The sequence below is a fragment of the Thermobacillus sp. genome, from assembly GCF_003390775.1.
Classification (GTDB): Bacteria; Bacillota; Bacilli; order Paenibacillales; family Paenibacillaceae; genus Thermobacillus; species Thermobacillus xylanilyticus.
This window is the reverse complement of record NZ_QEWA01000038.1, coordinates 92,326-118,455: the sequence shown is the minus strand read 5'-3', so window position 1 is coordinate 118,455 and position 26,130 is coordinate 92,326. Positions and strand designations below refer to the sequence as shown.

Here is a 26,130-nt window from a genome sequence, read left to right as displayed (position 1 = left end):
GTTTCGGTATTGTCGGTCTCATTTCACGATGATGGTCGTCGCCATGAATTCATGGCCCGCGCCGCAGTATTCGTTGCACAGCACCAGGTACTCGCCCGGCTTGTCAAACGTGTACGTGTAGTGGTTGACCTCACCCGGCACGGCCATCAGGTTGACCGTCGTGCCCGTAATCTGGAAACCGTGCACGACATCCGGGCTGGTCACCTGAAAATGCACCTTCGCCCCGAGCGGCACTTCCATCTTCGCCGGCTTGAAGCCGAACGCGTAAGCGATCATGTAGGCGTTGTACTCGTTCTCGCCGACCTGCTCGAGGCCGGGGTTGTTGAACGGGTATGTCTCGCTGACTTTCTCCGGATCGATCGTATGGTGGCCGGTCGGCGGCTGCATCCCCATGGCAAACGCGCCGACGCCGATCACGCCCAGGAAGACGAACAGCATCGCGACGCCGATGGCCAGCCAGATTTTCTCCAGACGATGAATATGCATGATGCTACCCCCTACCTGTTGATGAAAAGAATGAAAACCCCCAGCCACGACAGGGCTATGAAGCCGCCGAGCAGCATGACGGACGTAAACGTGCCTTTCAGCGTGTCCTTCTCTTTATCGCTTCGGTCCCGGGACATACGGTTCACCCTTTCCTCGTTTTTTACCGTAAGTGTAATGGCCCGCATACCCGTTCATTGTGAGATAAATCACAATAGCGTCGGCCATTTTCGTCGGTTTTGTTACAAATCGTCATAATATTCGGATAACAACAAAAGCGGACGCATTCCGTCGGAACGCATCCGCCTCTTGAAAAGATGATGCCTTGAATAATAGCCGTTATTCGACGATCAGCTTGCCGATCATGTCGTCATGGCCCGTGCCGCAGAAGAGGGAGCAGATGAACTCGAACTCGCCCGCTTTGTCGGCCGTGAACGTGATCGTCTCGCTGTCCTTGATCTTCTTGCCGTAACCTTTGATCTCGACTTCGTGCATGCCTTCTTCGTTGACCAGCTTGATCTCGACGGTGTCGCCCTTGTTCACGCGGATCTCCGTCGGTTCGAACGCCCAGTTCTTCGCTTTGATCTCGAACGATTTCGTCTCGCCCGTCGAAGCGGACTGCCCGGAACCGCTGTTGCCGGAGCCGCTGTTGCTGCCTGCGTTATCCGAATTGCCGCCGCAGGCCGAAATCATCATGGACACGCCCACGGCCAGACCCAACATTTTCAACCATTTTTTCATTCTCCGCACTCCCCTATCATTGTTTCTCGGAACTGATCCCATTGTAGATGCCGCAGGGGAGCGTCTGTGTGACAAATATCACAACCGGATCGCGAATCTATGAACGTTCTGTTACATAACCCGCCTTGCGCAAGATTCGTTCGGCCATCGGATGGAGTTCCGGAATCGGGCGGTCCGGGTGAAACCAGGCCAGTTCCAGCCCTTCGTGGTCATTCACGACCGGCTCGCCGGTCACGCCTTCGGCCTCGAACACCACAAGCGCGTTGTATACTTCGTCGCCGTTCGGATAGCGGTAGTACATGTCCCTCCCGGAGAGCAGCGCCACAAATTTGAACGATGCCGCGCGAAGCCCGGCTTCTTCGTACAGCTCCCGCGCCGCCGTCTCCTCGAACGACTCGCCCGGCTCCATGGCGCCGCCGATCGTGCCCCAATCGCCCGTGTCCGCCCGCCGCTGGAGCAGCAGCCGGCCTTCGCCGTCCCGCACCATGACGGCGGCTCCCGCCATGATGAGCGGGCGGCTGCCGACGAACCGGCGCAATTCCATAATGTAACCCATTGGCTTCCCTTCCTTCCGCCCGGTCCTGCAATGCGCAGGATCAGCTTCTGGTCCCGCCGGCACCCGGCGCGCTGAACGCATCGCCGCATTCGGCTTTACGCGCCCGCTTGAAGAGCTCTCCGTCTTTCTTGTGCACGTCCACGCTGCGCAGGCCGTCCGGCGTGCACAGCTCGAGGCCGATCCGCCCCTTGTCGATCCGCGGGCGGCGGATGATCCGCGCCTCCGCCCTCCCGCAGGGCTCGCGCGTCACGGCCAGATACGAAAATTTCTCGTCCTCGTAGGGCGCCGCCCCGTCCTTCAGCTGCTTGTGCAGCCGGCTTCTCGGAATGCGGCAGCGGAAATGGCACCAGTCTTCGCCCTCCATCGGACACGCCGACGCATGCGGACACGGCGCGGCGAGATGGGCGCCGAGCCGGAGCAATTGCTCGCGCACCGCCATCAGCCCGCGATACGCGGCCGGCGTGCCCGGCTCCACGATCAGCAGCATGCGCTCCGCCGCGTTCCACAGCTTCACGACCGCCGCCGCCCGGTCCGCTTCGTTCATTTCGTTCAGCACATAGGAGGCGAGGACGAGCTCCGCCCGCTCCGGAATGTCGTCCTTCGCGAGGTCGCGGCGGACCCAGTCCGCGTTCCGCAATGCGGGCGATGCATCGGCCGCCAGGCTGCGCCCGAGCCGGATCATGGCCGGCTCCCGTTCCAGGCAGGTGACGCCGCGCAGATCCAGCAGCGCGTCGGCCGCCCAGGAAGCGGCCCCCGTCCCCGCGCCGCAATCCAGCAGCGTCTCCGGCCGCTCCGGCGTCCGTTCCAGCGCATAGTTCAGCGCCGCCGCGACGGCGCCGTATGTCGCCGGCATGCGCGCGATCGCGTATGAGGCCGCTTCGGCATCTTCGGTAAGCAACCTCCGGCCTCTGCCGCCGGCGGTCCGATAGCGCTCGCTCAGCGACTGCAGATCCCGTTTCAGCTTCGCATGATCCATGCCCTGGATATGCCGCTCGATGGCCAATCTCAGTTGTTGCGGAAGTTCCATGCGTGCATCCTTTCCCCGTGAACCGTCTCCCTTCCGATCATCCGGTTCAGGGCCATTCCGTCCGGTTGATGTATCGATTCGTCTCCAACATGCGCCTGAGCCGTCCGTCCGTCTTCTCCGTGCGCGGCATGCCGGCCAGCCGGTCCAGCAGCATCCACCGGAGCAGGGCGATCGCTTCGAACGGCTCCAGCTCCTCCGCCCGGTGTCCCCCGCCGGACAGAAACGCCGACCGGTAAACGGCGGCCGGCTCATCGTCCGTGTACAGATCGGCGAGGAAGACGGACCAGGCGATATCGTACCGCGCATCGCCCAGCTGGCCGTTCGTCCAGTCGATGATCGTCAGCCTGCCGTCTTCCGCCTCCAGGATGTTGTTGAAATTGTAATCCCCGTGAATGACGGTGTCTTGCCGCGGCTTGACCAGCTCGACCAGACGCGCAAGCTCGGACTTGAGATCCGGGTGCCCTTCAATGTCCGGAAAGAAGTAAGAGACAAAATCAAACCGCGGCATCTCCACATCGTTGATGCGGCAGCGATGGACATCCAGCAGCAGGCCGGCGATGCGACGCAGCTTGTCCGCATCCGACTCATGAATGGCCGTGCCGTCGAAGGAAGTCAGCAGCACCTGGTTGCCGGACGCGTCCACTCCCCAGCCCAGCGGCCTTGAGACCGGCATCCCCCGGTCGCGCAGGGACCGGAGCAGCCGGTATTGGAACCCGATATCCGGCTTCGAATGGCGATTCCAGATCTTCAGGACGCATTCGGCGTTTTCCAGCCGGATCAGGGCGACTTCGGCTTCCAGCCCCGGAGCCAGCGGAACGATGTCCGAATCCCCGGCTTCTGCCAATCTTACGGTCATTTCGCTTTCGGCCATCCATCGGATGCCGCGCAATCGATCAAGCATCGCTCAGCGCTCTCCTCATCAAGATTCGCATCAGTTTCCGTCCGCTGCCGTCCACCGTCTCCTCCAGATCATACGGCACAAACCCCGTGCGCCAATAGAGCCGGAGCGCCGGCGTGTTCGTGTTGTGGCAGACGAGCCTGAGTTCGCGCAGCTTGTGTTCCCGCCCGGCGATGGAGAGCATCGTCTCGACCAGAAACCGGCCGGCACCCTGCCCCCGGTAATCGGGATGGATGATGACGTTGCCCAACCAGCCGTGCGAACCGGGTTCGACCTGGTACAGGTTGCAGTACCCGATGACGGCTTCACCGCTCAGAATGACCGTCAGGCTGATCCGCCCTTCGGCCTCGCGCGCAAGCTGTCCGGGATCGACAAATGGCCGGCGAAAGTCCGGATCACTTCAGTACATGGCCGTCCAGATATTCCCGCATCACCTCATTGGACAGCACGACGGCTTCTTCCCGATTCAACGCGGGCGCCGCAATCATCAGTCCGTCATCGGCACCCCAATGTCCCTGGTCTGCTTCATGTTCAATCAACGCAATGGCGATCTTGCTGAAGTCATCATTGACAAAAAGCGTTCCCTGTGAATAGATGCGCGGCTTTCCGTTTTCGATAAACGGGTAAGTTAACGCATAGGCATTAAAGCTGCGGTATCTTTTGAGCTCCACCGTCCGCTGATCCTCGGGTACCGGGATGTCCTCGCCTTCCAGCCCGATGGTGCCTTTGAACGTCCGTTCGCCTTTGAAATTGCGGTAGATTTTTCCCTGAATGCTTACCTTGAGCGGCCTCTCCTCCACCGCTGCCTCTGTGCCCAGCCGATACTTCATCCCCTGGGCCTCAAAATCGACCGTTCTGGGATAAAACCAATACGCGAGACCAACCGCTGCCGCCGCGACGAGCAGCAACGCCCCGATCAGAATGACACGCTTCATCCGGCACCCCTGCATCATTTTCTGAAAACGAGAACCGGCCCTCAGATCGCTCAGAACCCAAGAGGCCGGCCCCATGTCTTCTATAAAATTATACCTTCAAACCCGGGCGAGCAGAAGCACGAAATTGCCGCGGCCCGTCATTCCTTCACGCCGCCCACCATCATGCCTTTCACGAAATATTTCTGCAGGAACGGATAAACCATGATGATCGGCACGGACGCCACGATTGTCATCGTCGCGCGGATCGCATACGGGGTCACCTGGCTGAGGCCCTGCTGCGCCCCGGCGGCGGTGAAGTCGACGGAACGGGTGCTGGCGTTCGAGAACTGCAGAATCTTCTGCAATTCATACTGCAGCGTGCTCAAATGCTCATACGACGAGTTGTACAGAAACACGTCGAACCAGGAGTTCCATTGCCAGACGCCCGTGAACAGCGCCACGGTCGCCAGCACCGGCGTGCACAGCGGCAGCACGATGGAGAAGAAGGTGCGGAACTCGCCGGCGCCGTCGATCTTCGCCGATTCCAGGATGTTGTCCGGCAGGTTCTCGATGAACGAACGGATGATGATCAGGTTGAACACGCCGATCAGCCCCGGCCAGATGTACACCCAGAAGCTGCCGATCAGCCCGAGATCGCGGATGAGCAGGTACGTCGGAATGAGCCCGCCGTTGATGTACATCGTCAGAATGAACGCGATGGTGACGAACTTGCGCAGCACGTATTCCGGCCGGCTGATCGTGTAGGCCACCATGGCGGAGCAGAACACGGTCAGCACGGTGCCGATCACGGTGCGCAGCACGGAAGTCAGCGTGGCCTGGAAGATCGTCGCTTCCTCGAACACGAACTTGTAGTTTTCCAGCGTCCATTTTCGCGGCCAGAGGTAGATGCCGCCGCGGAGCGAGTCGGTCGCGTCGTTGAACGACACGGCCAGCGTGTTCAGGAACGGATAGAGCGTCACGACCATCAGCAGGCAGAGCAGCGTGTAGTTCACCGCGTCGAAGATGCGGTCGCCGAGGGACATCCGGACACGCCGCCGTCTCGGTTTCTCGATTGTCATTTCGGCCATGTGTGACGCCTCCCCTCAGTACAGTCTCGTCTCGCCCATGCGTTTCGCCAGGTTGTTGGCGGCGAACAGCAGGATGAAGCTGACCACCGTCTTGAAGATGCTGGCCGCCACAGAGAGCGAGTAGTTGAACTGGTTGATGCCGTATTTCAGCACGAATATGTCAAGGTTTTCCGAATAGTCCATGTTCATGCCGTTGCCGAGCAGGTATTGCGGTTCGAATCCGGACTCCAGCAAATATCCGATGTTCATGATGAGGAGCACGGTGATGACCGGCCGGATGCCGGGCAGCGTGATATGCCAGATCTTCCGGAATCTCCCCGCGCCGTCGATCTCGGCGGCTTCGTAGAGCGTCGGATCGATCATCGTGATCGCGGCAAGGTAGACGATCGTGTTCCATCCGACGTCTTTCCAGACGATGCTGGCGCCGTAAATGCCCCAGAACCATTCGCCGATCCCGAGGAACAGCAGTTCTTCATCGATCAGATGGAGGCGCATCAAGAGTTCATTGATGATGCCGTCCGGCGCAAGGGTGACACGAATGATGCCCGCCGCGACGACCCAGGACAGGAAGTGCGGCAGATAGCTGACGGTCTGCACCACTCTTTTGAACACGAGGTGGCGCACTTCATTAAGCAACAGGGCGAGGGTGATCGCCGTAACAAAACCGAGCACCAGATTGATCGTGCTCATGACAAGCGTATTGCGCAACACACGAAGAAAACGCTCATCGCCGAACAGGAACTCGAAATGATAGAAACCGACCCACTCCTGCTCCCAGAAACTTTTGGCCGGCTTGAAGTTCTGAAACCCGATCGTCCATCCCCAGATCGGCAAGTATCGGAAGATGAACAGCCAGATGACGAAAGGCACGGACATCAGGACGAGCGCGCGTTGCTGATAGAGCAGCTTGAAAAATCGTTTCAATCCCCTCGGTTTTTTCTCTGCGGCCACGGACACGCCCGTGAGCACATGGTTGTTGTCCATCGTCTTTCTCTCCTTACACACCGGTCCGCCGGTCGGGGATCGCGATACTTGAAAATAACGAGAGAAAGGCCGGACTTAGCGGCGTTTTTGCAGTTAAGCCGGCCTTTGCTCGATTTGTCAGGCAAGCCTGATTATTTTTGCGCGTTGGCGACAACTTCCTTGACTTTCTGCGTAAACCACTGTTCGTATCCCTGGACGTCGAGTTTGCCCAGGGCTTTCGTGTACTCATCCCAGGCCTTGTCGAATTCCTCGGGTTTCGAAAGCACGAGTTTCGGGATGTGGTTCCGCTGAAGGTCGGATTTCTGCTGTTCGAACAGCTGCCGCGGTTCGTCTTTCGCGAAGCCCCATGCCGGGTACCACGGACGCTCGTCCGGATCGGCGAACATTTCGGCGTAAGTCTGCACGCCGTAGGCCGACAGAATCTTCTTGTCCGCGTCGGTGAGCGTCATCTGGAACACTTCCGGCTGCAGCCCCGGCGATGCGGCGTTGCCGTCCGACAGCGTCGAGTTCGTGCCGTAGTGCGGCCAATCCCAGTCGAATACGGTAAATCCGTAGTCTTCGTTGAACTTCTGCGTCATCTTGTCGACCATTTCCTTGGTCCGGTACATGCGGCCGTTCTCGTCGCGCAGATACGTCTCGCCTTCGATGCCCCACTTGACGAGAATCTGGTTCTCTTCCGAAAGCAACGTGTCGATGAAGGCGATGATCCGTTCCGGATCCTTCGCGCTCGACGTGATGCCGAAGCCGCGGTTGGCGACGTATCCCGGCGGGTCGAGGTATTGGTCCTTGATGTTTTCATCGAACACGACCGGCAGCGGGAAGTACCGGTAACCGTCCAGCGACGGGTCCGCAAGCGCGGCGTCGCGCAGCGCATTGTTCGCGGTGCCGACCTGCCAGCCGTAGTCGAAGAAGCCCAGCACCTTGTGCGACGTCAGCTTCGCGATGTATTGGTCGTAGTTGTCCACGAAGGACTGCTTGTCGAACAGGCCTTTCGCGTTGATCTCGTTCAGCTTCTTGTACCAGCGGTACTCCCAATCCGTGCCGGCGTAGATCTTGGCCTCGTGCGTCTGCATGTCGACCATGACTTCGCCGTCGTTCGGGTAGCCGGCCAGATGGTTCGGCACGTTCGTGGTGGCGAAGAAGCGCCAGTCGTCGGTCAGCGTTACGAAACCGATCAGGTCTTCGTCAGGATGCGCGTTCACGAAATCTTCAATGAGCTTGAAATATTGCTCGACCGTCTTGATCTTCGGATAGCCGCCCCACTCCAGCACGCGCCGCTGCACCCAGAACGCGCCCTGGTTGATGTTCGGATCGGGATTGTACTCCCCGACCACCGTGGAGAACGGGAAGATGTAGATCTTGCCGTCATCCCATTTCATCAGGTTCTTGTAAGGACCGTACACCTTCTTGATGTTCGGATACTTGTCGTTGTCGATATACGGGGTCAGGTCGATGAAGCCGCCCGCTTCAATGACGTTCTCGATTCCGTCGTCCGGAACGAGCACGTCCGGATAATCGTTGGACGCGATCATCGTGCCGATCTTCGTCTGCAGGTCGCCGACGAGATGCTCGATCTTGAAGTTGACGCCGGTCTGTTCTTCAAGCTTCTTGCCGATGACCGTCTCGTTGGTGTTGACGTCTTTCTCACCCTGGACGGCGACGAACATTGTGAAGGTGACCTTGTCCTGCGCCGCGCCGCCGCTGTCGCCTCCGGAATCGGAGGAATTCGAGGTTGGCGAGGAACCCGAAGCTCCCGAGTTCGAGTTGCCCGCTTCCTTCTTGCCCGAGCAGGCCGTCAGGACGAGGGCCAGCACCATGATGAGGGACAACGTCGAAGCAAGCCATCTCTTTTTCGACACTTTTTTCTGAACCCCTTTCAATTCAGGATGGATTGTAAGCACTTTCAGTATAATGCCCCGTCCCGCGCTTTGTTTACCCACCAAACTAAAGGTCATGCTTAAAAAATTTAATGTCTGTTTATGTCCGCGGTAGGAGGGCCGCGGACCCGTCCGCCTCATCCTGCGCGGGCAGGGTGATCCGGATACACGTCCCCTGGCCCGGTGCGCTGTCGATGAACAGCCGGATCCTGTCGCCATACAGCATCCTGAGCCGGTAGATCACGTTCTGCACGCCGATCCGTTCGCCCAGTTCCTCCGCCTCGTTCTCCAGATAGCCGTAAAAGCGCTCCACCTGCTCCGGATTCATGCCGGCGCCGTTGTCCCGAATCGAGAACTCCAGATCGTGGGAGCTGCGCCGGATGGTGATATCGATCTCGCCGCCGTGCTTCATCGGTTCGATGCCGTGGATGCTCGCGTTCTCGACGAACGGCAGGAACACCATTTTCGGGATGATCACGCTCCGGGCTTCCGGATCGACGTCCAGCCGGTAGGTAAGCCGGTCACCGAAGCGGTATTTCTGGATCTCGAGGAAGCAGTGGATGAACTCGAGCTCCTCCTCGACCTTGATCCGGTCCTTGTTCCATGTCAGGGATGAACGCAGCAGCTTGGCCATTTTGTGGATGATCTGGGCCGTCTCCGTCTCGTTCTTGATCAGGCTGCGCATCCGGATCGTTTCCAGCGAATTGAACAGGAAATGCGGATTGATCTGGCTCTGCAGCGCATTGAACTGGGCCTTGCGATGCTCGATCTCCAGACTTTTCCTGCGTATGTCGGCGATGTACACGTCGTGAATCAGACTCTTGATCTGCATCGTCATGCGGTTGAATTCGTTCTGCAGCTGACCGATCTCATCCAGCGTTTCCCGGTGCTCGATGGGCACGAACTGCTGGTTCTTCACCTTCTTCATGTGGCGAAGAATGTTGATCAGCCGGACGTTCATCGACCGGGAGACCCAGAAGATGATCGCCGTCGAGACGAGCAGGTTGATCAGCGCCAGCCAGACGATGAATTCCCGCGGCTTCTGCACCTCGCGGAACACTTCCTCCTCCTGGATCACGCCGACGAGCTTCCAGCTGTCCAGATATTCAACCCCGTTGTAAGCGGTCGCGAATTCGATCGCATCATCCGGAAGCGCGAGTTCGTGGAAGAAAATCGTCTCCGTCTGCCAGTTGACATTCGGATCCGTCGCGTACTCCACCTGGCCCGACTCGTTGAGCAGGTAGATGTGGCCGTTCAGGTTGAGGTTGGAGAATACCTGTTCGATCGCCTGGGGGCGCAGTTCGATCTTCAAAATTTTCTCCCACTTGCTCGTTCCGAAATAGGCCAGATTGTTCATCCGGCGCACGATGACGAAGGTGTCGCGGACGTTCGCTGCAGGTTGGATCCGGTTCTCGCGCGCCGTCCGGATCAGGACGGGCGTTGAGCCTTTCACTTTCTCCAGCGCCCGGTACCAGTCGGAATTCCGGACCTGATACGTGAGGTTGCCGACTCCCCCGGAATGGAGCAGCGTCGGATTGTCAAGATAGATCTTGATGTTCTGCATGGACGTGTAGAGCGGCGTGTAGCTGTTCAAAATCTTGCGGAAATACGAATCGTACGCGGCGATGTAGTCCAGCGGACTCGCATACTCCGTCTCCAGAATCTCGTTCAGCAGGTAGTCCGTGATGAACACGTCGGACACCCGGACCGCGACGTCGATTTCCCCCCGGAACTCGTTCCGCACCTGTTCGAGGGCACGCGAGATGTCCCGCATGCGCTGGTTCTTCACATTGTTCGTCGTCACCTGGTAGAAGACGACGTTGGTCAGCACGATCGGCAGCAGCACGCAGAAAATGTACACGATCAGCATCTTGTTGCGCAGGCGGATATTGTCGAGTCTCGGCAGCAGCGACAATCTCATCATCTCTCCCCTTGTCCCTATACGATTCCGTTCATGCGCATCTCTATCATACCTGATTCGATCGATCAAGGAATAGCCAAAAACTGTCATGAACATGGATGAAGGCCCGGCATGCGGAATGCCGGACCTTCGGGTGAGCAGGCCGATATCCGAAAAGAAAGTCTGCTTTTCCCGGATAGCCTATACTGTCTATATTGTGGAGCGAAACCAGCTCCGAATCATCGGAAGCCGGCTCAGAATGCGTGTGACCTGCGATCGGCTGCAATCATTGCGGCACGCGAACAATGCGCGGATCCGTGAAAATATCTTTCTCGTCCAGGCTGAGCGAGGAAAATTCGCTTACCACTGCGCCCTCGTCTCCTGCCTGAAACCAATGTTTGACGTTGGGCGGAATCGTGTACTGATCGCCGGGATGAAGAACGATCTCATGAAACACGGTGTAGTAGGCTTCGTCCCCTTGCGGTGGCGAAAAAATGGAGCAAACGATCGAATCGCGCAAATCGGCCGGCATTTACCCGCGATGGGCTATACAAGCAACCTGGACATTTTGTGCGACTTCAGGATCGACGTGTTGAACCGCCTGCCAGTTCAAAAAAGGGGACATCATCCGTTCCCGCGACCAGACCGTCGAAATCCCGGCGTCCAACCGGTTGATCGTTACCAAGGTCACCGTCAACGAATTCGTGCCCTTCTCGCAACCTTATTTTGACTACATTGTAAGGCACGCCAAATCCATCAGCAGCAACGTGCTGTCCAGCTTCAATTGCATCAAGGACGAACGGGTGCTGCGGGAACGGCTCGACGCGGTCAAACGGCACGTCAGGGCGTACAAGAAAAACAACCCGGCCGGCGTCATATTTTTCGAAGATGCCCATTACCACAGCCTCGATATCCGGAAACTGTGCATCGAAACGCTATACCCCGAAGTGGACATCGTCTGCATGAACGAAGAAGAGCTGGCCCTCACGCTGGGCATGTACAACCGCCCGGTCGACATCGGGGACATCCTCTCCTGCGTCGAGGGCGTCTTCTTCCTCAAGAACCTCTTCAACGTCAAAAACGGCATCATCGTGCATACGAAGGATTATTCGATGTATGCGGGCGTTCGTAAACAAAAGGGCCCGGCATTCGGAATGCCGGACCTTCGGGTTGGCGAGCCGCCGGAGCGGTCAGTTGCGGATCAGGTAGTCGAAGGCGCTGAGCGCCGCGGTTGCGCCCGATCCCATGGAGATGATGATTTGTTTGTAAGCGCTGTTCGTGCAGTCCCCCGCGGCGAATACGCCGGGGATGGCCGTCGCGCCGCGGCTGTCGACGACGATCTCGCCCATCCGCGTGCGCTCGAGCACGCCTTCCAGCCACTCGGTGTTCGGCACGAGTCCGATCTGGACGAACACCCCGTCCATCGCGAGGTGATGCTCTTCGCCGGTGGCGCGGTCGATGTACGTTATGCCTTCCATCTTGCTGCTGCCGGTGATTTCCTTGACCTGCGCGTTCTTGTGCACCGTCACGTTCGGCAGGCTGTACAGCCGGTCCTGCAGCACCTGGTCCGCCTTCAGTTCGGGCATGAACTCGAACAGCGTCACATGCGCCGCAATGCCGGCCAGATCGATGGCTGCCTCGACGCCGGAGTTGCCGCCGCCGACGACCGCCACCTGCTTGCCGGCGAACAGCGGACCGTCGCAGTGCGGGCAATACGCCACGCCCTTGTTCTTGAACTCCTCCTCGCCCGGCACGTTCAGATTGCGCCAGCGCGCGCCCGTCGCGATGATGACCGTCTTGCTCTTCAGCACGGCGCCGTTGTTCAAGGTGACCTCGATGAGATCTTTCTTCTCGAGCTTCTCCGCCCGAACCGACTTCATGATGTCAACCGGGTATTCCTTCACATGCTCTTCAAGCGCAACGGCGAGCTGCGGGCCCTCCGTATGCTTCACGCTGATCAGATTTTCGATGCCCAGCGTGTCGTTCACCTGGCCGCCGAAACGGTCGGCGACGATGCCGGTGCGGATCCCTTTGCGCGCGGCGTAGATCGCGGCGCTCGAACCCGCCGGACCGCCCCCGATGACCAGGACGTCGAACGGCTCCTTGTTCGCGAAGGCCGCCGCGTCGGCGGATACGCCGAGCTTGTTCAGAATATCGTCGAGCGTCATCCGGCCGCTCTCGAAGAACTCGCCGTTCAGGTAGACGGTCGGCACGGCCATGACTTCCTTGCGCTCGACTTCTTCCTTATAAGCGGCGCCGTCGATCATCGTGTGGGAGATGCCGGGATTCAGCACGCTCATGACGTTGAGCGCCTGCACGACGTCCGGACAGTTGTGGCAGGACAGGCTGACATACGTCTCGAAACGGTACTCGCCCTTGATGGACTTGATCCGTTCGATCACTTCATCGTCAACTTTCGGCGGGCGCCCGCTCACTTGCAGCAGCGCCAGGACGAGCGAAGTGAATTCATGGCCGAGCGGAACGCCGGCGAATACGATGCCGGTATCCTCGCCCGGACGATTGACGCTGAAGCTCGGCGTGCGGGCCAGCTCCGCCCGTTCGACCGTAATACGAGAAGACATGCCGGTCAGCTCGTCCAGCAAGTCCAGCATGTCTCTCGATACGCTATCCGAACCGGCGCTGACCTTGATCACAACGTCGCCTTCAAGAAGCTGAAGATACTGCTGCAGTTGTTCTCGAATGTCTGCGTCCAGTTTCATGATCTGTGGCGTCTCCTCAGATTTTGCCTACCAGGTCGAGGCTCGGCTTCAACGTCTGGCCGCCTTCTTCCCACTTCGCCGGGCAGACTTCGCCCGGATGGTTCCGGACATATTGCGCCGCCTTGATCTTGCGAACCAGCGTGCTGGCGTCGCGGCCGATGCCGTCGGCGTTGATCTCGACAGCCTGAATGACGCCGTCCGGGTCGATGATGAACGTGCCGCGCTGCGCCAGGCCCGTCGTTTCGTCCAGCACCTGGAAGTTGCGGGAGATTTCATGGGACGGGTCGCCGATCATGATGTATTCGACCTTGCCAATGGCTTCCGAGGTGTCATGCCATGCTTTGTGCACGAAATGCGTATCCGTGGAGACGGAATAAACTTCCACGCCCAGCTTCTTCAGCTCGGCGTAATGGTTTTGCAGGTCCTCCAGCTCAGTCGGGCATACGAACGTGAAGTCCGCCGGATAGAAGCAGACAACGCTCCATTTGCCTTGAAAATCCGCATCCGTCACTTCGAGAAACTTGCCGTTCTGATAGGCTTGCGCCTTGAACGGCAGCACTTTGCTACCAACCAATGGCATAGGTCTCTCTCCTCCTGTTTCTTGAGAGTAGTTTTTTAGTCTATTTATTTATTTAAACTAAGTCAAAAGAAGTGTCAAATCGAAATTTTTTTTGTAACAAAATTGACAACATTTCCTGGTGTGGCGTTCCAGCAGCGCCAGCCGCAGCCAGTGGGAGCCGCACGTCAATGCCTCATTATTCCATTGTGGCCGCTATTTCCGCAGATTATTCATGATTTGCACCCTCGTCTGTCAGATCGGCCCGCATCGTCATGGAGCGGCCCGTTGTGCCGACTTCATAAAAACCGAACCGCTCATAGAGTCTTTCGGCAGGATTTCGGACGTCCACACTGAGCGATACGGCGCCGATCCCCCGATCGGTTAGCGATTGCATCAACGTCCTCAGCAGCAAGGTTCCGATTCCCCGCCCGCGATACTCCGGCAAGACGGCCATCCCAAGTTCGGGAATCGACTCGTCAATGAAGCCGTACCCCGGATTCTTCCTGCTGAAAAATCTGGCCGTCGCCGAACCGACCGGCACATCACGGATCAGCGCGATATAGCCGATATCCCCGGTTCGCCCCCATCCCTCTATATATTTCATATTTCGAGACGGCCGGATCCTGCAGAATCGTGCGGCTGAACGGTTTTTCGCCTTCCGGAACGAACAGGGAGTGATACAGCATTTCCCGCAGGAACGGTTCGTCTTCCGCCGCGGCTTTGCGAACGATCGGAGCTTCCATGGGCCTCGCCTCCTTGCGAAAATCCATAATCTTGTCCATCAATCCATAATTTTGTGCCTTTATTTTAAGGTTGGTAGTTTCCAAAATTAAAGTAGAAGACAGAATTTTCCGATTTTTTCTGTTTTATCCTTCGGTTGATGCTGTCTTCGAATATGGCGAAGGAGGTGATGTCGGTTCCGGTCCGGTAGCAAAGTTGTCGTATCGGGTTGGCTTTTTCTCAAGCAACGGCGTTGAAGGAGGCATGCAAAGGTCGAAACTCCACGGATCCACATTCTTGATCAAAAAGGAGGTCATTGACGATGATGATTCTCGCAAGGCAGCGGGAAAAATGGCTTGTGCTGCTCTTGATGACGGCGCTCATGGCGATGCTGCTTCCCGTCCCGAAAGCGGAAGCGGCCTACCAGCTCGTCTGGAGCGACGAATTCAACGGACCTTCGATCAACACCAATTACTGGACCTTCGAGATCGGCACCGGCAGCAACGGCTGGGGCAACAACGAGTTGCAATACTATACCAGCCGGCCGGAGAACGCACGGATCGAGAACGGCAACCTGGTCATCGAAGCCCGCCGGGAATCGTACGGCGGCATGAACTATACCTCGGCGCGGCTCAAGACACAGGGCAAAGTCAACTTCAAATACGGCCGGATCGAAGCTCGGATCAAACTGCCGAAAGGGCAGGGGCTGTGGCCGGCGTTCTGGACATTGGGCGAAGACATTGCGACGGTCGGCTGGCCGAGAAGCGGCGAGATCGACATCATGGAGCACGTCAATAACGAAGACGTAACGCACGGCTACATGCACTGGGATGCGGGCGGACACGCCTCCTACGGCGGCTCCAGCTTTACGTTCGATGTGACGCAGTATCACGTTTACTCCATCGAGTGGACACCGAGCTACATCAAATGGTTCGTGGACGGCGTCCAATTCTGGGAAGCCAACATCCAGAACAACATCAACTCGACGGAGGAGTTCCACAAGCCGCATTTCATCCTGCTGAACATGGCGGTGGGCGGCAACTGGCCGGGACCGCCGAACGCGTCGACGCCGTTTCCGGCGAAGATGTACGTCGACTACGTCCGCGTCTATCAGGATGTCGGCGGCTCGAATCCCTCGGACGAGATCGTCTCCGGCGGCACCTACAAGCTGATCAACGTGAACAGCGGCAAGGCGCTTGATGTCGCGGGAGCCGGCACCACGCCCGGCACGAACGTGCAAATCTGGACGGACAACGGCACCGGCGCGCAGCGCTGGACGATCTATCGAAACGCGGACGGCACATACAAGTTAATTAACACCAACAGCGCCTTGGCGCTCGACGTCGCGGGGGCCGGAACAGCGGACGGCACGAACGTGCAGGTGTGGACAGACACGGGGCACGCCGCCCAGAAGTGGAACATCGTCAAAAACCCGGACGGCACGTACAAGCTGATCAATCCGAACAGCGGCAAGGCGCTCGATGTCGCCTCGGCCGGCACGGCTGACGGCACGAACGTCCAGATCTGGACGGACAACGGCACCGGCGCCCAGAAGTGGCAACTGGTCCGGCTCTACTGACATTGGAAGGGGCAGCGCCGATCCGGCGACGGTCGGACGCTGCCTCCTGCTTTGCTGTTCCGCTATATCGTTCGCTGCAGTTTGACGATGCACTCCATATGCGCGGGCGTCGTATATTCAATGTAATTCACGAAGCCGCTGTAGTTCAGATAACTCTCATAACGCGTGCGGAGATAAGGCACCGCAATGTAATCCAGCACCTGATCCCGGGGCACCCATCTGCACTCGCTCGTCTCGTCGGATGCGGCCAATTGTCCGCCGACGGCCCGGCAGACAAAATCAAACCCGACCTTGGTCGGGACATCCGTCACACCGTCGTACCATTTGTGAATCCCCGTATTGGACACGACATTGACCAGATGGCCAACCTCGGCGTCAATTCCGCTTTCTTCCTTGATTTCGCGAATCAGGCCGTCGATCAGATTCTCCCCGACTTCCGTTATGCCGCCGGGAATCACCCACCCTTCATCCTTGACTTTGACGAGCAGAAGATTGCCGTTTCCGTCCTCCACGAAGCCGCCCGCCGATACGATATGGGTTGGAAAACGCACCGCCGACCCTCCTCTTTTGGAGCTGTCATGTGACCAAAGTCCGGCTGATGATGCCGTCAGCCTCCAACTCACGCAGCTGCAAGGTCAAGATCCGTTGCGTAATCTCCGGAAGCTCGCGTTTGATTTCCGTGAACTGCCTCTTCTTTTCGGCCAGCATGCCCAGGCCCCGATCATGCTCGATCGTTCCATAATTGTTACTATAGCACATTAATGTGCGTTATTGCATTTGGCTGCGGGGCTTTCTAAACCGCTGACTATCTGGCTTCTTGCGGTCATGGTGGCCGGGAATTTGGCGTCGGCCGCCGCTCCGAATTATCCAACCACACAAAACCCGGCATCTCCCAGAAAGAATTGGCCGAGAAGCTGTCCGTCGCTCCCTCCACGCTGACCCGGTTCGTCGACAAGCTGGAAACGCGGAAATTGGTAAAACGCCGGGTGCTCGGGAAGACCGTACAGGTGTACCCGACCGGCAAGGCGATAGCGATGGAAGAATCCATTCTCCGGGCATCGCACAATCTGCACGCCCGGCTCGACGCCATTCTGGGCCCAGAGACTGCCGCGGCTATTACGAAAGCCGTCTTGAGAACTAGCAAAACCCTGGAGCAGAACTGAACACCGCTGTCTCATTTTCTATTTTGTATGTACAACTAACGAATGGGAGGAACCTGCTGTGCATGCAACCGGAAAGCTCAAATGGCACTACGGATGGATAGTCGTGGCGGTAACTTTTGCAACGATGGTGGTGTCTGCCGGAGTTCGCTCCATGCCGGGAATTCTGATGCTGCCCCTCGCGGATGAATTCCAATGGAGTCGGAGCGCGATTTCCAGCGTAATGTCCGTCGGGATTTTTCTGTACGGCATGATGGGGCCGTTCGCCGCTTCTCTGCTGCAGAAATACGGCATCCGGCGCGTTACCGTGATTTCATTGTCCCTGCTCGCGGCCAGCCTTGCCCTGACACCGCTCATGCAGACGCTGTGGCAGTTCGAACTGTTGTGGGGACTTCTGTCCGGGCTGGCTACCGGAATGATGGCGAACGTGCTCGGCGTCACGGTCGCGGGCAATTGGTTTAAGGAGCGCCGGGGACTCGTCGTCGGCATTCTGACCGCCAGTGCGGCGAGCGGACAACTGATCTTTCTGCCCATGCTGGCGAACATCACCTCGCCGAGGGTTGGCGCCATGCCGTCCTTGTCGCCGCGGCCGCCGTTCTGCTTGTCCTGATCGTCGTGGCGGTCGGGATGCGGAACCATCCGTACGATATCGGCGCGGCGCCGTACGGCTCGGATCAGGTGTCCAAACCCGCCGAGTTCAGCGGTCGGATTTTTCTGACCCCGCTGCAAGTGCTCAAAGAGGCCTCGCGGAATTCCACGTTCTGGCTCCTGTCGGGTACGTTCTTCTTCTGCGGCGTCTCCACCCAGGGTCTGATCACCACGCACCTGATCCCGGCATGCGGCAATTACGGCATTACGGAAGTGGTGGCGGCAGGCCTGCTCGCGTTCATGAGGATTTTCGACCTGATCGGCACCACATTGTCGGGGTGGCTGTCCGACCGGTTCGACAGCCGCAAGCTGCTGTTCTGGTACTACGGCCAGAGAGGGCTGTCGCTCATATTCCTGCCCCATGCGCTCAGCGCCGGTCCGGCGACGATGATGGTGTTCTCGGTGTTCTACGGCCTCGATTGGCTGGCCACGGTGCCTCCCACGGTCAAACTGTCGATCCAGGAATTCGGAAAGGAACGGGCGGGCATGATTTTCGGCTGGGTCGTCGTTGCGCATCAAGTCGGCGCCGCCGCGGCGGCCTACGCAGCCGGTGCCGCAAGAGACTGGTTCGGCACATACAACGTCCCGTTTGTCGTAGCCGGGTTTATCTGCCTCTTCGCCGCCCTGATGTCGCTGCGCATTGCCAAGGCGGGGAAGCTTGCAACCTCATGATGGCATGAGAATCGATTGCGCCGCCTTGCCTATCGTGGAAAAAAGTTGAAACCGGATATGCCTGGTCATGGTAATAATAGGTAGGTATTGTTGATTCATTTCACTGACGCACCGATTGCGCCATACGATTGCGAGGATTGCACACGGTGAAGACGTTGAAGTATGTAATGGCGGCGCTCGCCTTTGCGGGATATGCATGCTTATCTTTTGTCATCGCGGTCGGCGCGGCAATATGGGCGGCCCCGCGCCAGCATTTCGAATCGTTCTTTTTTCTCGCGTTCATCGTATTGTATCTGCTGCTCTATGCCGGCGTCCTCCGCTTGGTACGACCGTCCCGAAAGGGAGGGCTCCGCATCATCAAAGCGATTGCCGGATTCGCCGTATTCGGATTTTTATAATGCATCGGCCTGTGGCTGGTGAGCGGTTTCGGCCGTGAAGAGGAAGCGCACAAGTTCTATAAGGACTACGGCTTCCAGGTGACGGGCCACCGTTTTGTTAAGCGGTTCTGACGCGGTTTCGCGCGTATTGGTATCATCGTACGACTCGTCGCCAGCGACAGCCTGGATCAAAAGCGAATCTTGCAGGGGAGGTGCCAAATGGTTCAATTGGAATGCATGTCCGAAGACGATTTCAGTATGATTGTCGAATGGTTTGGCCGGGAATCGCCGGATCTGTTGCTTCAATGGGCCGGGCCGACGTTTACTTATCCCCTGACCGTCGAGCAATTATTGAATCATTACAGTGAAGGGATAAACCATGAGACTTCGAGAACATTCGTATACAAGATCATGGATGAGTTGACTGGCGAAGCGGCAGGCATGATTCAGTTGTGCCGCATCGACCGGACAGCGAGAACAGCCGTCGTGGAACGTTTTTGGATTCAGGAGCACTTGCGGAACAAAGGCGTGGGCACCGCGGCGCTTCGGAAATTGATCGACAAGGCCGTCCAGCAGTTTCAATTGCGGCAGTTATCCCTTCGGGTCTTCGACTTCAACCTGCCCGCCATCAAATGCTACGAGAAGCTTCGGATCTGCACCAGGAACGAAAAGGTATGCCAAGCTTCAAACGGCGAACGGTGGAGCGATTATGAGATGCGGTTGATGATCGACTAGGGACCGCTGCTTCACGCAGGCCGCTGCGGCGTTCCGCGATTCGGTGATCGAACGGTTTTCGGCGTTTCAGGTCGTGCCCTGTTGAGCTTCAATCCTGCCATCATCCGTCAAAAAAACGCGCCGCTTCGGGTCGTTGTTCAGCTTCACGTTGCAGAGCTTCGCCTGGTGCTCGTCCAGGCTCACGACTTCCCACCGCCACGGGTCGTCAACGCCCCTCTCCACGAGGAAGGAAGGGGCGTCCGCTTCGGCGGCCTCCCGGTCTTCCCAGAGCTTCACGCCATGGTAAGGGATCCCGTAGATGTTCTCCAGCGCGCAGGAGAACAATTCGGAGGTTTCCTTGTTCTTCAATGCATACGGCATCATGCTTCACGCTCCATTCGCTGCCATTATACCAAAAAATGAGCCGGGATACCGGGCTTCATGGCGGACGGCAATCGCCTCTCCAAGCCGCTAATCGATGCGCACCGGCGGCTTGCCCTCCCCTGCTTGATACAACCAAGATCATAACACCAAAAATTATTATTCCTTCTTTTTGCTATTGGGTCTCGCTTGACACTCCAAAATATTATGCCTAGTATTAGTACCAGGTACTAATATCAGATGACAGTTCCTCTTCCATACACTCCTGAAAAGATACGAAAGGAAGTGCCGGCCATGTACCATGCTTCCCGCATTCGTTCTAACGCCGCCATCACCGCCATTGGAACCTGCGTGCCCGAACGGGTGTTGACGAACGCCGATCTGGAGCAAATGGTGGATACGAGCGACGAGTGGATTACAAGACGCACCGGCATCCGCGAACGGCGCATCGCCTCGGAAAGCGAATATGCAAGCCATCTCGCGGCGGCAGCCGTCCGGAATCTCGCCGCCCGCTGGAATAAACCGATCGACGACGTCGATTGCATCCTGACCGCCACCTCGACACCCGACGCCGTTTTTCCGAGCGTCTCCGCCCTCGTGCAGGCCGAACTGGGCATCCGGACGGCCGCGGCCGTCGATCTGCAAGCCGCCTGCGCCGGATTCGTTTCCGGGCTGCAGATGGCGAACGGCCTGATTCTGTCCGGCCTGTACCGCAAAGTGCTCGTCATCGCCGCCGATACGTTGTCCAAGGTGACGGATTACACCGACCGCACGACCTGCATCCTGTTCGGCGACGGCGCGGGCGCCGTCCTCGTCGAAGCGCAGCCTGATGGCGAACCTCCGGCATTCCTGGCCGGCGGCGCATCGACGGACGGCCGCATCGGCCATCACGTGTACCTGTCGTCCCTTGCTTCCGAACTTCGCGGTACGCCGATCACCCGAAACGGCAAGCTGATCCAGAACGGACCCGAAGTTTACCGCTGGGCCGTCGAGCATGTCCCGGAGGCGGTGCGGACGACGCTCGACACCTGCGGCATGTCACCGGAGCAGATCGACTGGTTCGTGCCGCACAGCGCGAATCTGCGGATGATCGCCGCCATCTGCGAGCGGATCGGCATTCCGTACGAGCGGACGCTGACGAGCGCCGAACGGTTCGGCAACACGTCGGCCGCCACCATCCCGCTCGCCCTCGATCTCTCGGTCCGGGACGGCCGGCTCATGCGCGGCGACACGCTGCTCCTCCATGGCTTCGGCGGCGGGCTGACGCAGGCGGGGCTTTTGCTCAAGTGGACATTGACGTAACGCCGCGCAACGCCAGTTCGATGCACGCAGTCCAATTCCCCGCCCGCTAAACACTCGTCCCTTGCGGGGCGGTTCCTGTCCGCATAGGATGAACCGAACGGTTCAACACCCTATGCGAAAGCGGGCTGACTGCATGCCATGAGAATTCTTTTCACCTACTTCGTTCCGAGCGGAGGCGTCGAGACGCTGAACCGGACGCGCTGCATCGCGCTTCGCCAGATCGGCATCGAAGGGCATCTGCTCTACCTGCACGACGGCGCCGGGCGGCAGAACATCCGCGACATTCCGCTCTTCATCACGAATTACGACGTCGACATCGTCAACATTCTGAACACCTATCGCTACGACGCCATCGTCACCGTCTGCGACCATCTCATGCTGCAGCGGCTGCGCGGCCTTGGCTACGGCGGCCCGATCCTGTACGACGCCCAGGGCTACGGCAGCCGAGAAGCCGCCGTCGGCACCCTGCATGCCGCTTCCTTCTTCGTCCGGATGTACGGCAACGCCGTCCTCGCCCAGCCGTCCTCGCACATGCTGGAGCTGATCAACGGCGTGTTCCCGGACTTTCCGCGGTTCTTCCTGCAGAACATCGTTGACAAAACCCTTTTCCATTACCGGCCCGCCCCGTGGCTCAATCCGACGAACGCGCCGATTCTCGCCTGGGTCGGACGCATCGAGCCGAACAAGAACTGGCAGCTTTTCCTGGAACTCGGCGCGGCGCTGGCGCAGCGTTATCCGCTCCTGCAACTGTGGATGTTCGAAGATCCGAACATCAGCGAACCGTGGCAGCGGGCCGCCTTCGAAGCGACCGCCCATACGCTCGGACTGCAGGACAGACTGCGGCTTTTCCCCAACATCCCGCATGATCATATGCCGTATTACTACTCGGCCATCGGCGACTCCGGCGGTCTGCTCGTCTCGACCTCGCATGTCGAGGGATTCGGGTACGCCGTCGCCGAAGCAGCCGCCTGCCGCTGTCCGGTGCTCTCGACCGACTCCGACGGCGTGCGCAACACGATCATGCACAACATCACGGGCAAATTGATCCCGCCTGACTTAAACAGCGGCGTGCAGGAGGCGATTTCGCTCATCGAGGACAGCGCCTTGCGCACCGCCATCCGGCTGCAGGGCGAGAACTACGTGCAGGAGAACTTCTCCGCCGCGCGGTACGCCTCCGATTTTCACAATGTGCTCGTCGCGCTCGGCATCCGGCCTCCTGGCTGACAAGCGGCAGCCGGCTGAACCTGCGGGGAACCGCTCCCGTACGAAGACAGGTGTCGTGACCGGCCGGGTGACGGCGCCGTATCGTGTAGGAGAGATCACCATGGAATCGAGGCGAGAATGAAGCGCATGGGACCGACCGTATCGATCATCATTCCTTTTCATAACGACCCGTATATCGCGCAGGCGGTCGAGAGCGCCTTGAGCCAGACATACCCGTACACCGAAGTGATCGTCGTCGACGACGGCTCGACCGCCTGTCAGCATCTGCTCGACCCGTACCGGCGCCACATCCACTACCTGGGCAAAGCGAACGGCGGTACCGCCAGCGCGCTCAACCACGGCATCCGGATGGCGTCCGGCCAGTACGTCGCCTGGCTCAGCTCCGACGACCGGTTCGTGCCGACGAAGATCGAGCGTCAGGTCATGCATATGCACCAGACCGGCGCGCGCATTTGCCACACCAACTTCCACGTCATGAACGAGAGCGGCGGGATCGTCCAGCACAACGGAGCCGCCGTATTCCCGACGGCCAAGCAGTTCGCCGCCGCGTTCCTGACCTTCTGCCCCGTCAACGGCTGCACGGTCATGATGAAGAAGACGCTTGTCGCCGAGCTCGGCTGGTTCAACGAATCGCTGCCCTACACCCACGACTACGACCTGTGGATCCGCGCGCTGCTCTCCGGCATCGACTTTCACTTCATCAACGAACCGCTCACGATCTACCGCCGCCACGCCGGCATGGGCACGATGCTCCACTTCCCCGCCATCCAGGCCGAAGTGCAAATGGTGCAAAACCGCTACCGCTGGCTGCTCGAACACCGCGTGAACGCTATGCCGGGTTGAGCGGGTCTGGATGCGCTGCGTGAACACGAGAAAGCCTCCGGCTGTCCCGCTCATTGGCGGGTGCAACGGAGGCTGATTCCGATTTGTAGAGTAAAGGGCTGGGGGACCAGCCCCTCCTCATCAAACCGTACGTGCGGTTTTCCCGCATACGGCTTTCCGGCGTTCTTCACCTTGCGCAATACGTACTTCGCCACGTGGTTGCGGATCGCAGTCTGGCATCCCTCAGGATCTCGTAGAAGCGGGATCGTCTCAGCGACCACTTCTTGTACTTCTTCCGGCAGAAGATCATGAGCCTCTTGATGAGGTACCAGTCGATCTTCACTCCCTTCCCACAGCTTGCCACTTCACCTTGCAGGGCTTATAGGTTCGCTCTTTACGGCGTGTTTCGCCGTGTGGGGGAGGGCTCTCCCTGGTTCCAGACATCACGGTCTCCACATGCCGATCCCCATACACCGGAGGGTTCTTCCGTGCTGCTCCAAGTTCTTCACACGTTCCATGGCCTTCGCGCTTCCTCTCGGCGCTCGGCACCCTCTTGTCCCTTTCGGGTTAAAATTGACGATGCGGCAGGATTCACTTCATGTTACGGCCTGCGGAGTTGCTTCACATGCTTCTGGCATGCTTTTCGCAGGGCTTCAACCCACGGATTTCGCCCTAAGTTGCCTGCTAGCTACGGGGCAGCTTGGCCTCGCGCTATATTCCGAGCCAACTTCAACAAGAGGCCATGCGATTTCGGAAACTTCGACTTTTGTCCGTTGCCCGCCTTCTGTTCGGATATGAATGTACTTTTTCTCTTTTTCAACAAATTTGTCTTCGATGACCGCAACGGTAATCGTGCTGCTCAACCAAGTCTCATGCTTTCTTTCCCTTCTCGATGCTTTGATAAAAAAATACACTTCAAGCATGCCATTTCCTGCTTGAAGTGTATGGCAGATCGCCGCAATCCCGCCGCCAACCTACACCGCAATCCCGAGCTGCCGCAGAAAAGCGCTCCACCGCCCCGCATACCGCGCGAACGTCTCCGCCACCTCCGCCCGGATCGCCTCCCGGTGGCGCACCGTGCCCATGGCGTCGTGTATGCGGTACTCCGTCAGCGGCTCTCCGATATAGTGAAAAGGGACCCCCGCCAACATCGCCCGATACCAGAAATCGAGATCATGCGTGTACAGCAGCCCCTCGTCGAATCCGCCCAGCGGCTCGAACAGCTCCTTGCGCATCATGACCGTGCAGCCGTTCACCGGATTGCCGTTCACGAAAGCCCGATAAAACAAATCCGGCCGGTCTCCCGCCAGCGACACATGCGGATTCGTCACGCGCCCCTCACCGTCGATGACCGCGAACGCCGTATGGCCGATCCACGCGCCCGCCGCCTCCATCGCCGCCATCTGGCGGGCGATCTTCTCCGGACGGAACCGGTCGTCCGAGCTGAGCCACGCGACGTAACGGCCGGAGGCGAGCCGGAAACCCGCATTGAGCGCGCTGGCCGTGCCGCCGTTCGCTTTGCCGATGTAATGAATCCGGTCCAGATAAGGCGCAAGCCGATCGGCATGCACCGTCGATCCGTCGTCGACGACGATGACTTCGACCGACGGATGCGTCTGCGCCAGCGCGCTCTCCACCGCCTCCTCGACATACGGATCATTGTAAAAAGGAATCACGATCGTCGCGTCAGCCATTCACAGCACCCCCTGCGCAAACGCCGACATTCTGGACAACCGCATACATACCGAATGGTCATCCATGCCGCAGGCTGCCCGCTCCATCTCTTCAGACCCGATCCATCGCCGGAAGCCAAATCAATTTCCCCCCGGCCGCATGAACCAGGCGACGCTTCCGGCATCATCGTCCAGCGTATCCGCCACCGACAGCGCAAACGGAATCTCCGGCCGCCAGCCGAGCGCATTCAAAGCCGACGGATCGGCGGGCCGCGGCGACGGCGCATCCGAATCGCCGACCGACCATTCGACGCGAAAACCCGCCGCCCTCTCGTACGCCGCCGCCACTTCGCCAAGCGTCCGCTGCCGGCCCGACGCGATCGGATAGACGCCGCCGGGCTCGCCGCGCTCGAGCAGCAGCGCATACGCCTTCACCGCGTCCCGGACATCGACGTAATCGCGCCGCTCCACCAGGCTGCTCAGCCGGAACGGCGCCGGGTCCGGCGCGCCGACCAGCCGGGCCCGCCGCAGCGCGCGGATATGCGCGGCGATCAGCGCCGGCAGCCCCATGGACGATCCGGGGCCGATCAGATTGGCCGGCTCGGCGACGACCGCCGCCGTCCCGTACAGATGATGCCAGCTGCGGACGACCGCGGTCAGCAGTGTCTTGCTCAGACTGTACGGGTGGGGAGGCCGGGGCGCCCCGCCGGCGGCCGGCCAGTCGAAGCGCAGCATCGAGCCGGCGGCCGCGAACCGAAAGTCCCTGCCCTTCTCCCGCCGCGCCGCCTCGAGCAGATAGACGGCTGCCATCACGTTGGCTTCCATATACTTCGCCGGCTCGCGCCAGGACGGTCCGGCGGAACTCAAGCCCGCCAGGTGCAGGATCCAGTCCGGCCGGACCCGGGCGATCAAGCGCTCAACCTCATGCCGATCCGTCAGCTCGCATCCTTCCACCGCGGCCCCCACACGCCGCAGCACCACCGCGCGCGGATCGTCCGTCGTCCGAAGCACGCCGACCACATCGAACCCCTGCCTGGCGAAATACCGGCAGGCGTGCAGGCCGCAGAAGCCGCCCGCGCCCGTCACGAGCAGCCGGATGCCGACCATGCCG

General features: G+C 59.2%; 29 protein-coding genes and 3 pseudogenes. 10 read left to right on the top strand and 22 right to left on the bottom strand.

Going from position 1 to position 26,130, the window contains the following annotated elements:
- Positions 1 to 18 precede the first annotated feature (18 nt).
- From C6W55_RS10390 to C6W55_RS10335, 12 genes and pseudogenes are all read right to left on the bottom strand, one after another.
- Positions 19 to 486 carry a cytochrome c oxidase subunit II gene (locus tag C6W55_RS10390; protein WP_213485314.1) on the bottom strand — a complete coding sequence of 156 codons (468 nt, stop codon included), beginning with the start codon at positions 484 to 486 and terminating at the stop codon, positions 19 to 21.
- Positions 487 to 822: 336 nt separating this feature from the next.
- On the bottom strand, positions 823 to 1,224 hold the full coding sequence (locus C6W55_RS10385) for a cupredoxin domain-containing protein (RefSeq protein ID WP_286892589.1): 402 nt from the start codon (positions 1,222 to 1,224) through the stop codon (positions 823 to 825).
- 97 nt (positions 1,225 to 1,321) lie between these two features.
- Positions 1,322 to 1,780 (bottom strand): NUDIX hydrolase, encoded by a 459-nt coding sequence (locus tag C6W55_RS10380; protein ID WP_286892588.1) that lies wholly within the window; start codon positions 1,778 to 1,780, stop codon positions 1,322 to 1,324.
- Positions 1,781 to 1,820: 40 nt separating this feature from the next.
- A complete protein-coding gene (locus C6W55_RS10375) occupies positions 1,821 to 2,807 on the bottom strand; it encodes a small ribosomal subunit Rsm22 family protein (protein WP_286892587.1) in 987 nt (328 codons plus the stop codon).
- Between the two features lie 46 nt (positions 2,808 to 2,853).
- Entirely contained in the window at positions 2,854 to 3,708 is an 855-nt protein-coding gene (locus C6W55_RS10370) for an aminoglycoside phosphotransferase family protein (protein ID WP_286892586.1), read from the bottom strand.
- Positions 3,701 to 4,072, bottom strand: a pseudogene (locus C6W55_RS10365) (GNAT family N-acetyltransferase); the annotation flags it as partial. The gene C6W55_RS10370 and the pseudogene C6W55_RS10365, both read right to left, overlap by 8 nt.
- A 28-nt stretch (positions 4,073 to 4,100) precedes the next feature.
- Positions 4,101 to 4,640 (bottom strand): hypothetical protein, encoded by a 540-nt coding sequence (locus tag C6W55_RS10360; protein WP_213485305.1) that lies wholly within the window; start codon positions 4,638 to 4,640, stop codon positions 4,101 to 4,103.
- 137 nt (positions 4,641 to 4,777) lie between these two features.
- Positions 4,778 to 5,707 (bottom strand): carbohydrate ABC transporter permease, encoded by a 930-nt coding sequence (locus C6W55_RS10355; RefSeq protein ID WP_015254115.1) that lies wholly within the window; start codon positions 5,705 to 5,707, stop codon positions 4,778 to 4,780.
- A gap of 15 nt (positions 5,708 to 5,722) precedes the next feature.
- Complete coding sequence (locus tag C6W55_RS10350) at positions 5,723 to 6,691, bottom strand: ABC transporter permease (protein WP_015254114.1); 969 nt, start codon at positions 6,689 to 6,691, stop codon at positions 5,723 to 5,725.
- Between the two features lie 131 nt (positions 6,692 to 6,822).
- Positions 6,823 to 8,550: a type 2 periplasmic-binding domain-containing protein gene (locus tag C6W55_RS10345; RefSeq protein ID WP_041854217.1), complete on the bottom strand. Its 1,728-nt coding sequence runs from the start codon at positions 8,548 to 8,550 to the stop codon at positions 6,823 to 6,825.
- Between the two features lie 118 nt (positions 8,551 to 8,668).
- Positions 8,669 to 10,489 carry a sensor histidine kinase gene (locus C6W55_RS10340; protein WP_015254112.1) on the bottom strand — a complete coding sequence of 607 codons (1,821 nt, stop codon included), beginning with the start codon at positions 10,487 to 10,489 and terminating at the stop codon, positions 8,669 to 8,671.
- A 265-nt stretch (positions 10,490 to 10,754) separates the two neighbouring features.
- Positions 10,755 to 10,955 (bottom strand): annotated as a pseudogene (locus tag C6W55_RS10335) (cupin domain-containing protein); the annotation flags it as partial.
- Positions 10,956 to 11,091: 136 nt separating this feature from the next.
- Here C6W55_RS10335 and C6W55_RS18135 point away from each other — a divergent pair.
- Positions 11,092 to 11,526: pseudogene (locus C6W55_RS18135) on the top strand (ADP-dependent glucokinase/phosphofructokinase); the annotation flags it as partial.
- A gap of 132 nt (positions 11,527 to 11,658) precedes the next feature.
- Here C6W55_RS18135 and ahpF read toward each other — a convergent pair.
- From ahpF to C6W55_RS10310, 4 genes are all read right to left on the bottom strand, one after another.
- The gene (gene ahpF, locus C6W55_RS10325; RefSeq protein WP_286892584.1) at positions 11,659 to 13,188 is read right to left on the bottom strand and encodes an alkyl hydroperoxide reductase subunit F; all 1,530 of its coding nucleotides are present in this window, start codon (positions 13,186 to 13,188) and stop codon (positions 11,659 to 11,661) included.
- 16 nt (positions 13,189 to 13,204) lie between these two features.
- On the bottom strand, positions 13,205 to 13,768 hold the full coding sequence (gene ahpC / locus C6W55_RS10320) for an alkyl hydroperoxide reductase subunit C (RefSeq protein ID WP_015254102.1): 564 nt from the start codon (positions 13,766 to 13,768) through the stop codon (positions 13,205 to 13,207).
- Positions 13,769 to 13,973: 205 nt separating this feature from the next.
- A complete protein-coding gene (locus tag C6W55_RS10315; protein ID WP_286892583.1) occupies positions 13,974 to 14,351 on the bottom strand; it encodes a GNAT family N-acetyltransferase in 378 nt (125 codons plus the stop codon).
- Positions 14,290 to 14,490: a hypothetical protein gene (locus C6W55_RS10310; RefSeq protein WP_286892582.1), complete on the bottom strand. Its 201-nt coding sequence runs from the start codon at positions 14,488 to 14,490 to the stop codon at positions 14,290 to 14,292. Before C6W55_RS10310 ends, C6W55_RS10315 begins: the two co-directional genes overlap by 62 nt.
- Positions 14,491 to 14,789: 299 nt before the next feature.
- On the opposite strand from C6W55_RS10310, the gene C6W55_RS10305 reads away from it, so the two are divergent.
- Positions 14,790 to 16,046 (top strand): RICIN domain-containing protein, encoded by a 1,257-nt coding sequence (locus C6W55_RS10305; RefSeq protein ID WP_286892581.1) that lies wholly within the window; start codon positions 14,790 to 14,792, stop codon positions 16,044 to 16,046.
- 62 nt (positions 16,047 to 16,108) lie between these two features.
- Here C6W55_RS10305 and C6W55_RS10300 read toward each other — a convergent pair whose 3' ends face one another.
- Both C6W55_RS10300 and C6W55_RS10295 read right to left on the bottom strand, forming a co-directional pair.
- Positions 16,109 to 16,597: an NUDIX hydrolase gene (locus C6W55_RS10300; protein WP_286892580.1), complete on the bottom strand. Its 489-nt coding sequence runs from the start codon at positions 16,595 to 16,597 to the stop codon at positions 16,109 to 16,111.
- A gap of 25 nt (positions 16,598 to 16,622) precedes the next feature.
- Complete coding sequence (locus tag C6W55_RS10295; protein WP_286892579.1) at positions 16,623 to 16,754, bottom strand: winged helix-turn-helix transcriptional regulator; 132 nt, start codon at positions 16,752 to 16,754, stop codon at positions 16,623 to 16,625.
- Between the two features lie 194 nt (positions 16,755 to 16,948).
- Between C6W55_RS10295 and C6W55_RS10290 the strand changes: the two genes are divergently transcribed.
- The 5 genes from C6W55_RS10290 (at position 16,949) to C6W55_RS10270 (ending at position 19,638) form a co-directional block, all read left to right on the top strand.
- On the top strand, positions 16,949 to 17,209 hold the full coding sequence (locus tag C6W55_RS10290) for a hypothetical protein (RefSeq protein ID WP_483316361.1): 261 nt from the start codon (positions 16,949 to 16,951) through the stop codon (positions 17,207 to 17,209).
- 151 nt (positions 17,210 to 17,360) lie between these two features.
- Complete coding sequence (locus tag C6W55_RS18130) at positions 17,361 to 17,816, top strand: MFS transporter (protein ID WP_353682035.1); 456 nt, start codon at positions 17,361 to 17,363, stop codon at positions 17,814 to 17,816.
- Positions 17,817 to 17,821: 5 nt separating this feature from the next.
- Positions 17,822 to 18,526: an MFS transporter gene (locus C6W55_RS18125; protein WP_353682034.1), complete on the top strand. Its 705-nt coding sequence runs from the start codon at positions 17,822 to 17,824 to the stop codon at positions 18,524 to 18,526.
- Positions 18,527 to 18,672: 146 nt separating this feature from the next.
- The gene (locus C6W55_RS10280; RefSeq protein ID WP_286892578.1) at positions 18,673 to 18,924 is read left to right on the top strand and encodes a hypothetical protein; all 252 of its coding nucleotides are present in this window, start codon (positions 18,673 to 18,675) and stop codon (positions 18,922 to 18,924) included.
- Between the two features lie 198 nt (positions 18,925 to 19,122).
- Positions 19,123 to 19,638 (top strand): GNAT family N-acetyltransferase, encoded by a 516-nt coding sequence (locus C6W55_RS10270; RefSeq protein ID WP_286892577.1) that lies wholly within the window; start codon positions 19,123 to 19,125, stop codon positions 19,636 to 19,638.
- A 66-nt stretch (positions 19,639 to 19,704) separates the two neighbouring features.
- Here C6W55_RS10270 and C6W55_RS10265 read toward each other — a convergent pair whose 3' ends face one another.
- Positions 19,705 to 20,001, bottom strand: coding sequence for a hypothetical protein (locus C6W55_RS10265; protein ID WP_286892576.1), 297 nt, complete (start codon positions 19,999 to 20,001; stop codon positions 19,705 to 19,707).
- A gap of 291 nt (positions 20,002 to 20,292) precedes the next feature.
- On the opposite strand from C6W55_RS10265, the gene C6W55_RS10260 reads away from it, so the two are divergent.
- The 3 genes from C6W55_RS10260 (at position 20,293) to C6W55_RS10250 (ending at position 23,367) form a co-directional block, all read left to right on the top strand.
- Complete coding sequence (locus C6W55_RS10260) at positions 20,293 to 21,300, top strand: ketoacyl-ACP synthase III (protein ID WP_286892575.1); 1,008 nt, start codon at positions 20,293 to 20,295, stop codon at positions 21,298 to 21,300.
- A 138-nt stretch (positions 21,301 to 21,438) separates the two neighbouring features.
- The gene (locus C6W55_RS10255; protein ID WP_286892574.1) at positions 21,439 to 22,524 is read left to right on the top strand and encodes a glycosyltransferase family 4 protein; all 1,086 of its coding nucleotides are present in this window, start codon (positions 21,439 to 21,441) and stop codon (positions 22,522 to 22,524) included.
- Positions 22,525 to 22,650: 126 nt separating this feature from the next.
- Positions 22,651 to 23,367 carry a glycosyltransferase family 2 protein gene (locus tag C6W55_RS10250; RefSeq protein ID WP_353682033.1) on the top strand — a complete coding sequence of 239 codons (717 nt, stop codon included), beginning with the start codon at positions 22,651 to 22,653 and terminating at the stop codon, positions 23,365 to 23,367.
- 632 nt (positions 23,368 to 23,999) lie between these two features.
- Here C6W55_RS10250 and C6W55_RS10245 read toward each other — a convergent pair.
- The 3 genes from C6W55_RS10245 to C6W55_RS10235 all read right to left on the bottom strand — a co-directional run bounded on the left by C6W55_RS10245 (position 24,000) and on the right by C6W55_RS10235 (position 26,126).
- Positions 24,000 to 24,269: a hypothetical protein gene (locus tag C6W55_RS10245; protein WP_286892572.1), complete on the bottom strand. Its 270-nt coding sequence runs from the start codon at positions 24,267 to 24,269 to the stop codon at positions 24,000 to 24,002.
- A 51-nt stretch (positions 24,270 to 24,320) separates the two neighbouring features.
- Positions 24,321 to 25,040: a glycosyltransferase gene (locus C6W55_RS10240; protein WP_286892571.1), complete on the bottom strand. Its 720-nt coding sequence runs from the start codon at positions 25,038 to 25,040 to the stop codon at positions 24,321 to 24,323.
- Positions 25,041 to 25,160: 120 nt separating this feature from the next.
- The gene (locus tag C6W55_RS10235) at positions 25,161 to 26,126 is read right to left on the bottom strand and encodes an NAD-dependent epimerase/dehydratase family protein (protein WP_286892602.1); all 966 of its coding nucleotides are present in this window, start codon (positions 26,124 to 26,126) and stop codon (positions 25,161 to 25,163) included.
- Positions 26,127 to 26,130 lie beyond the last annotated feature (4 nt).

Excerpts from the sequence above, each read along its gene's own strand:
- C6W55_RS10255 (WP_286892574.1), top strand. The coding sequence starts at position 21,439 with ATGAGAATTCTTTTCACCTACTTCGTTCCGAGCGGAGGCGTCGAGACG.
- C6W55_RS10380 (WP_286892588.1), bottom strand. The coding sequence starts at position 1,780 with ATGGGTTACATTATGGAATTGCGCCGGTTCGTCGGCAGCCGCCCGCTC.
- ahpC (WP_015254102.1), bottom strand. The coding sequence starts at position 13,768 with ATGCCATTGGTTGGTAGCAAAGTGCTGCCGTTCAAGGCGCAAGCCTAT.
- C6W55_RS18130 (WP_353682035.1), top strand. The coding sequence starts at position 17,361 with ATGCCGGGAATTCTGATGCTGCCCCTCGCGGATGAATTCCAATGGAGT.
- C6W55_RS10355 (WP_015254115.1), bottom strand. The coding sequence starts at position 5,707 with ATGGCCGAAATGACAATCGAGAAACCGAGACGGCGGCGTGTCCGGATG.
- C6W55_RS10235 (WP_286892602.1), bottom strand. The coding sequence starts at position 26,126 with ATGGTCGGCATCCGGCTGCTCGTGACGGGCGCGGGCGGCTTCTGCGGC.
- C6W55_RS10350 (WP_015254114.1), bottom strand. The coding sequence starts at position 6,691 with ATGGACAACAACCATGTGCTCACGGGCGTGTCCGTGGCCGCAGAGAAA.
- C6W55_RS10305 (WP_286892581.1), top strand. The coding sequence starts at position 14,790 with ATGATGATTCTCGCAAGGCAGCGGGAAAAATGGCTTGTGCTGCTCTTG.
- C6W55_RS10250 (WP_353682033.1), top strand. The coding sequence starts at position 22,651 with ATGGGACCGACCGTATCGATCATCATTCCTTTTCATAACGACCCGTAT.
- C6W55_RS10265 (WP_286892576.1), bottom strand. The coding sequence starts at position 20,001 with ATGATGCCGTATGCATTGAAGAACAAGGAAACCTCCGAATTGTTCTCC.
- C6W55_RS10390 (WP_213485314.1), bottom strand. The coding sequence starts at position 486 with ATGCATATTCATCGTCTGGAGAAAATCTGGCTGGCCATCGGCGTCGCG.
- C6W55_RS10360 (WP_213485305.1), bottom strand. The coding sequence starts at position 4,640 with ATGAAGCGTGTCATTCTGATCGGGGCGTTGCTGCTCGTCGCGGCGGCA.
- C6W55_RS10385 (WP_286892589.1), bottom strand. The coding sequence starts at position 1,224 with ATGAAAAAATGGTTGAAAATGTTGGGTCTGGCCGTGGGCGTGTCCATG.
- C6W55_RS10310 (WP_286892582.1), bottom strand. The coding sequence starts at position 14,490 with ATGGAAGCTCCGATCGTTCGCAAAGCCGCGGCGGAAGACGAACCGTTC.
- C6W55_RS10270 (WP_286892577.1), top strand. The coding sequence starts at position 19,123 with ATGGTTCAATTGGAATGCATGTCCGAAGACGATTTCAGTATGATTGTC.
- ahpF (WP_286892584.1), bottom strand. The coding sequence starts at position 13,188 with ATGAAACTGGACGCAGACATTCGAGAACAACTGCAGCAGTATCTTCAG.
- C6W55_RS10375 (WP_286892587.1), bottom strand. The coding sequence starts at position 2,807 with ATGGAACTTCCGCAACAACTGAGATTGGCCATCGAGCGGCATATCCAG.
- C6W55_RS10245 (WP_286892572.1), bottom strand. The coding sequence starts at position 24,269 with ATGCTTGAAGTGTATTTTTTTATCAAAGCATCGAGAAGGGAAAGAAAG.
- C6W55_RS10240 (WP_286892571.1), bottom strand. The coding sequence starts at position 25,040 with ATGGCTGACGCGACGATCGTGATTCCTTTTTACAATGATCCGTATGTC.
- C6W55_RS10315 (WP_286892583.1), bottom strand. The coding sequence starts at position 14,351 with ATGAAATATATAGAGGGATGGGGGCGAACCGGGGATATCGGCTATATC.
- C6W55_RS10295 (WP_286892579.1), bottom strand. The coding sequence starts at position 16,754 with ATGCTGGCCGAAAAGAAGAGGCAGTTCACGGAAATCAAACGCGAGCTT.
- C6W55_RS10370 (WP_286892586.1), bottom strand. The coding sequence starts at position 3,708 with ATGCTTGATCGATTGCGCGGCATCCGATGGATGGCCGAAAGCGAAATG.
- C6W55_RS10340 (WP_015254112.1), bottom strand. The coding sequence starts at position 10,489 with ATGAGATTGTCGCTGCTGCCGAGACTCGACAATATCCGCCTGCGCAAC.
- C6W55_RS10260 (WP_286892575.1), top strand. The coding sequence starts at position 20,293 with ATGTACCATGCTTCCCGCATTCGTTCTAACGCCGCCATCACCGCCATT.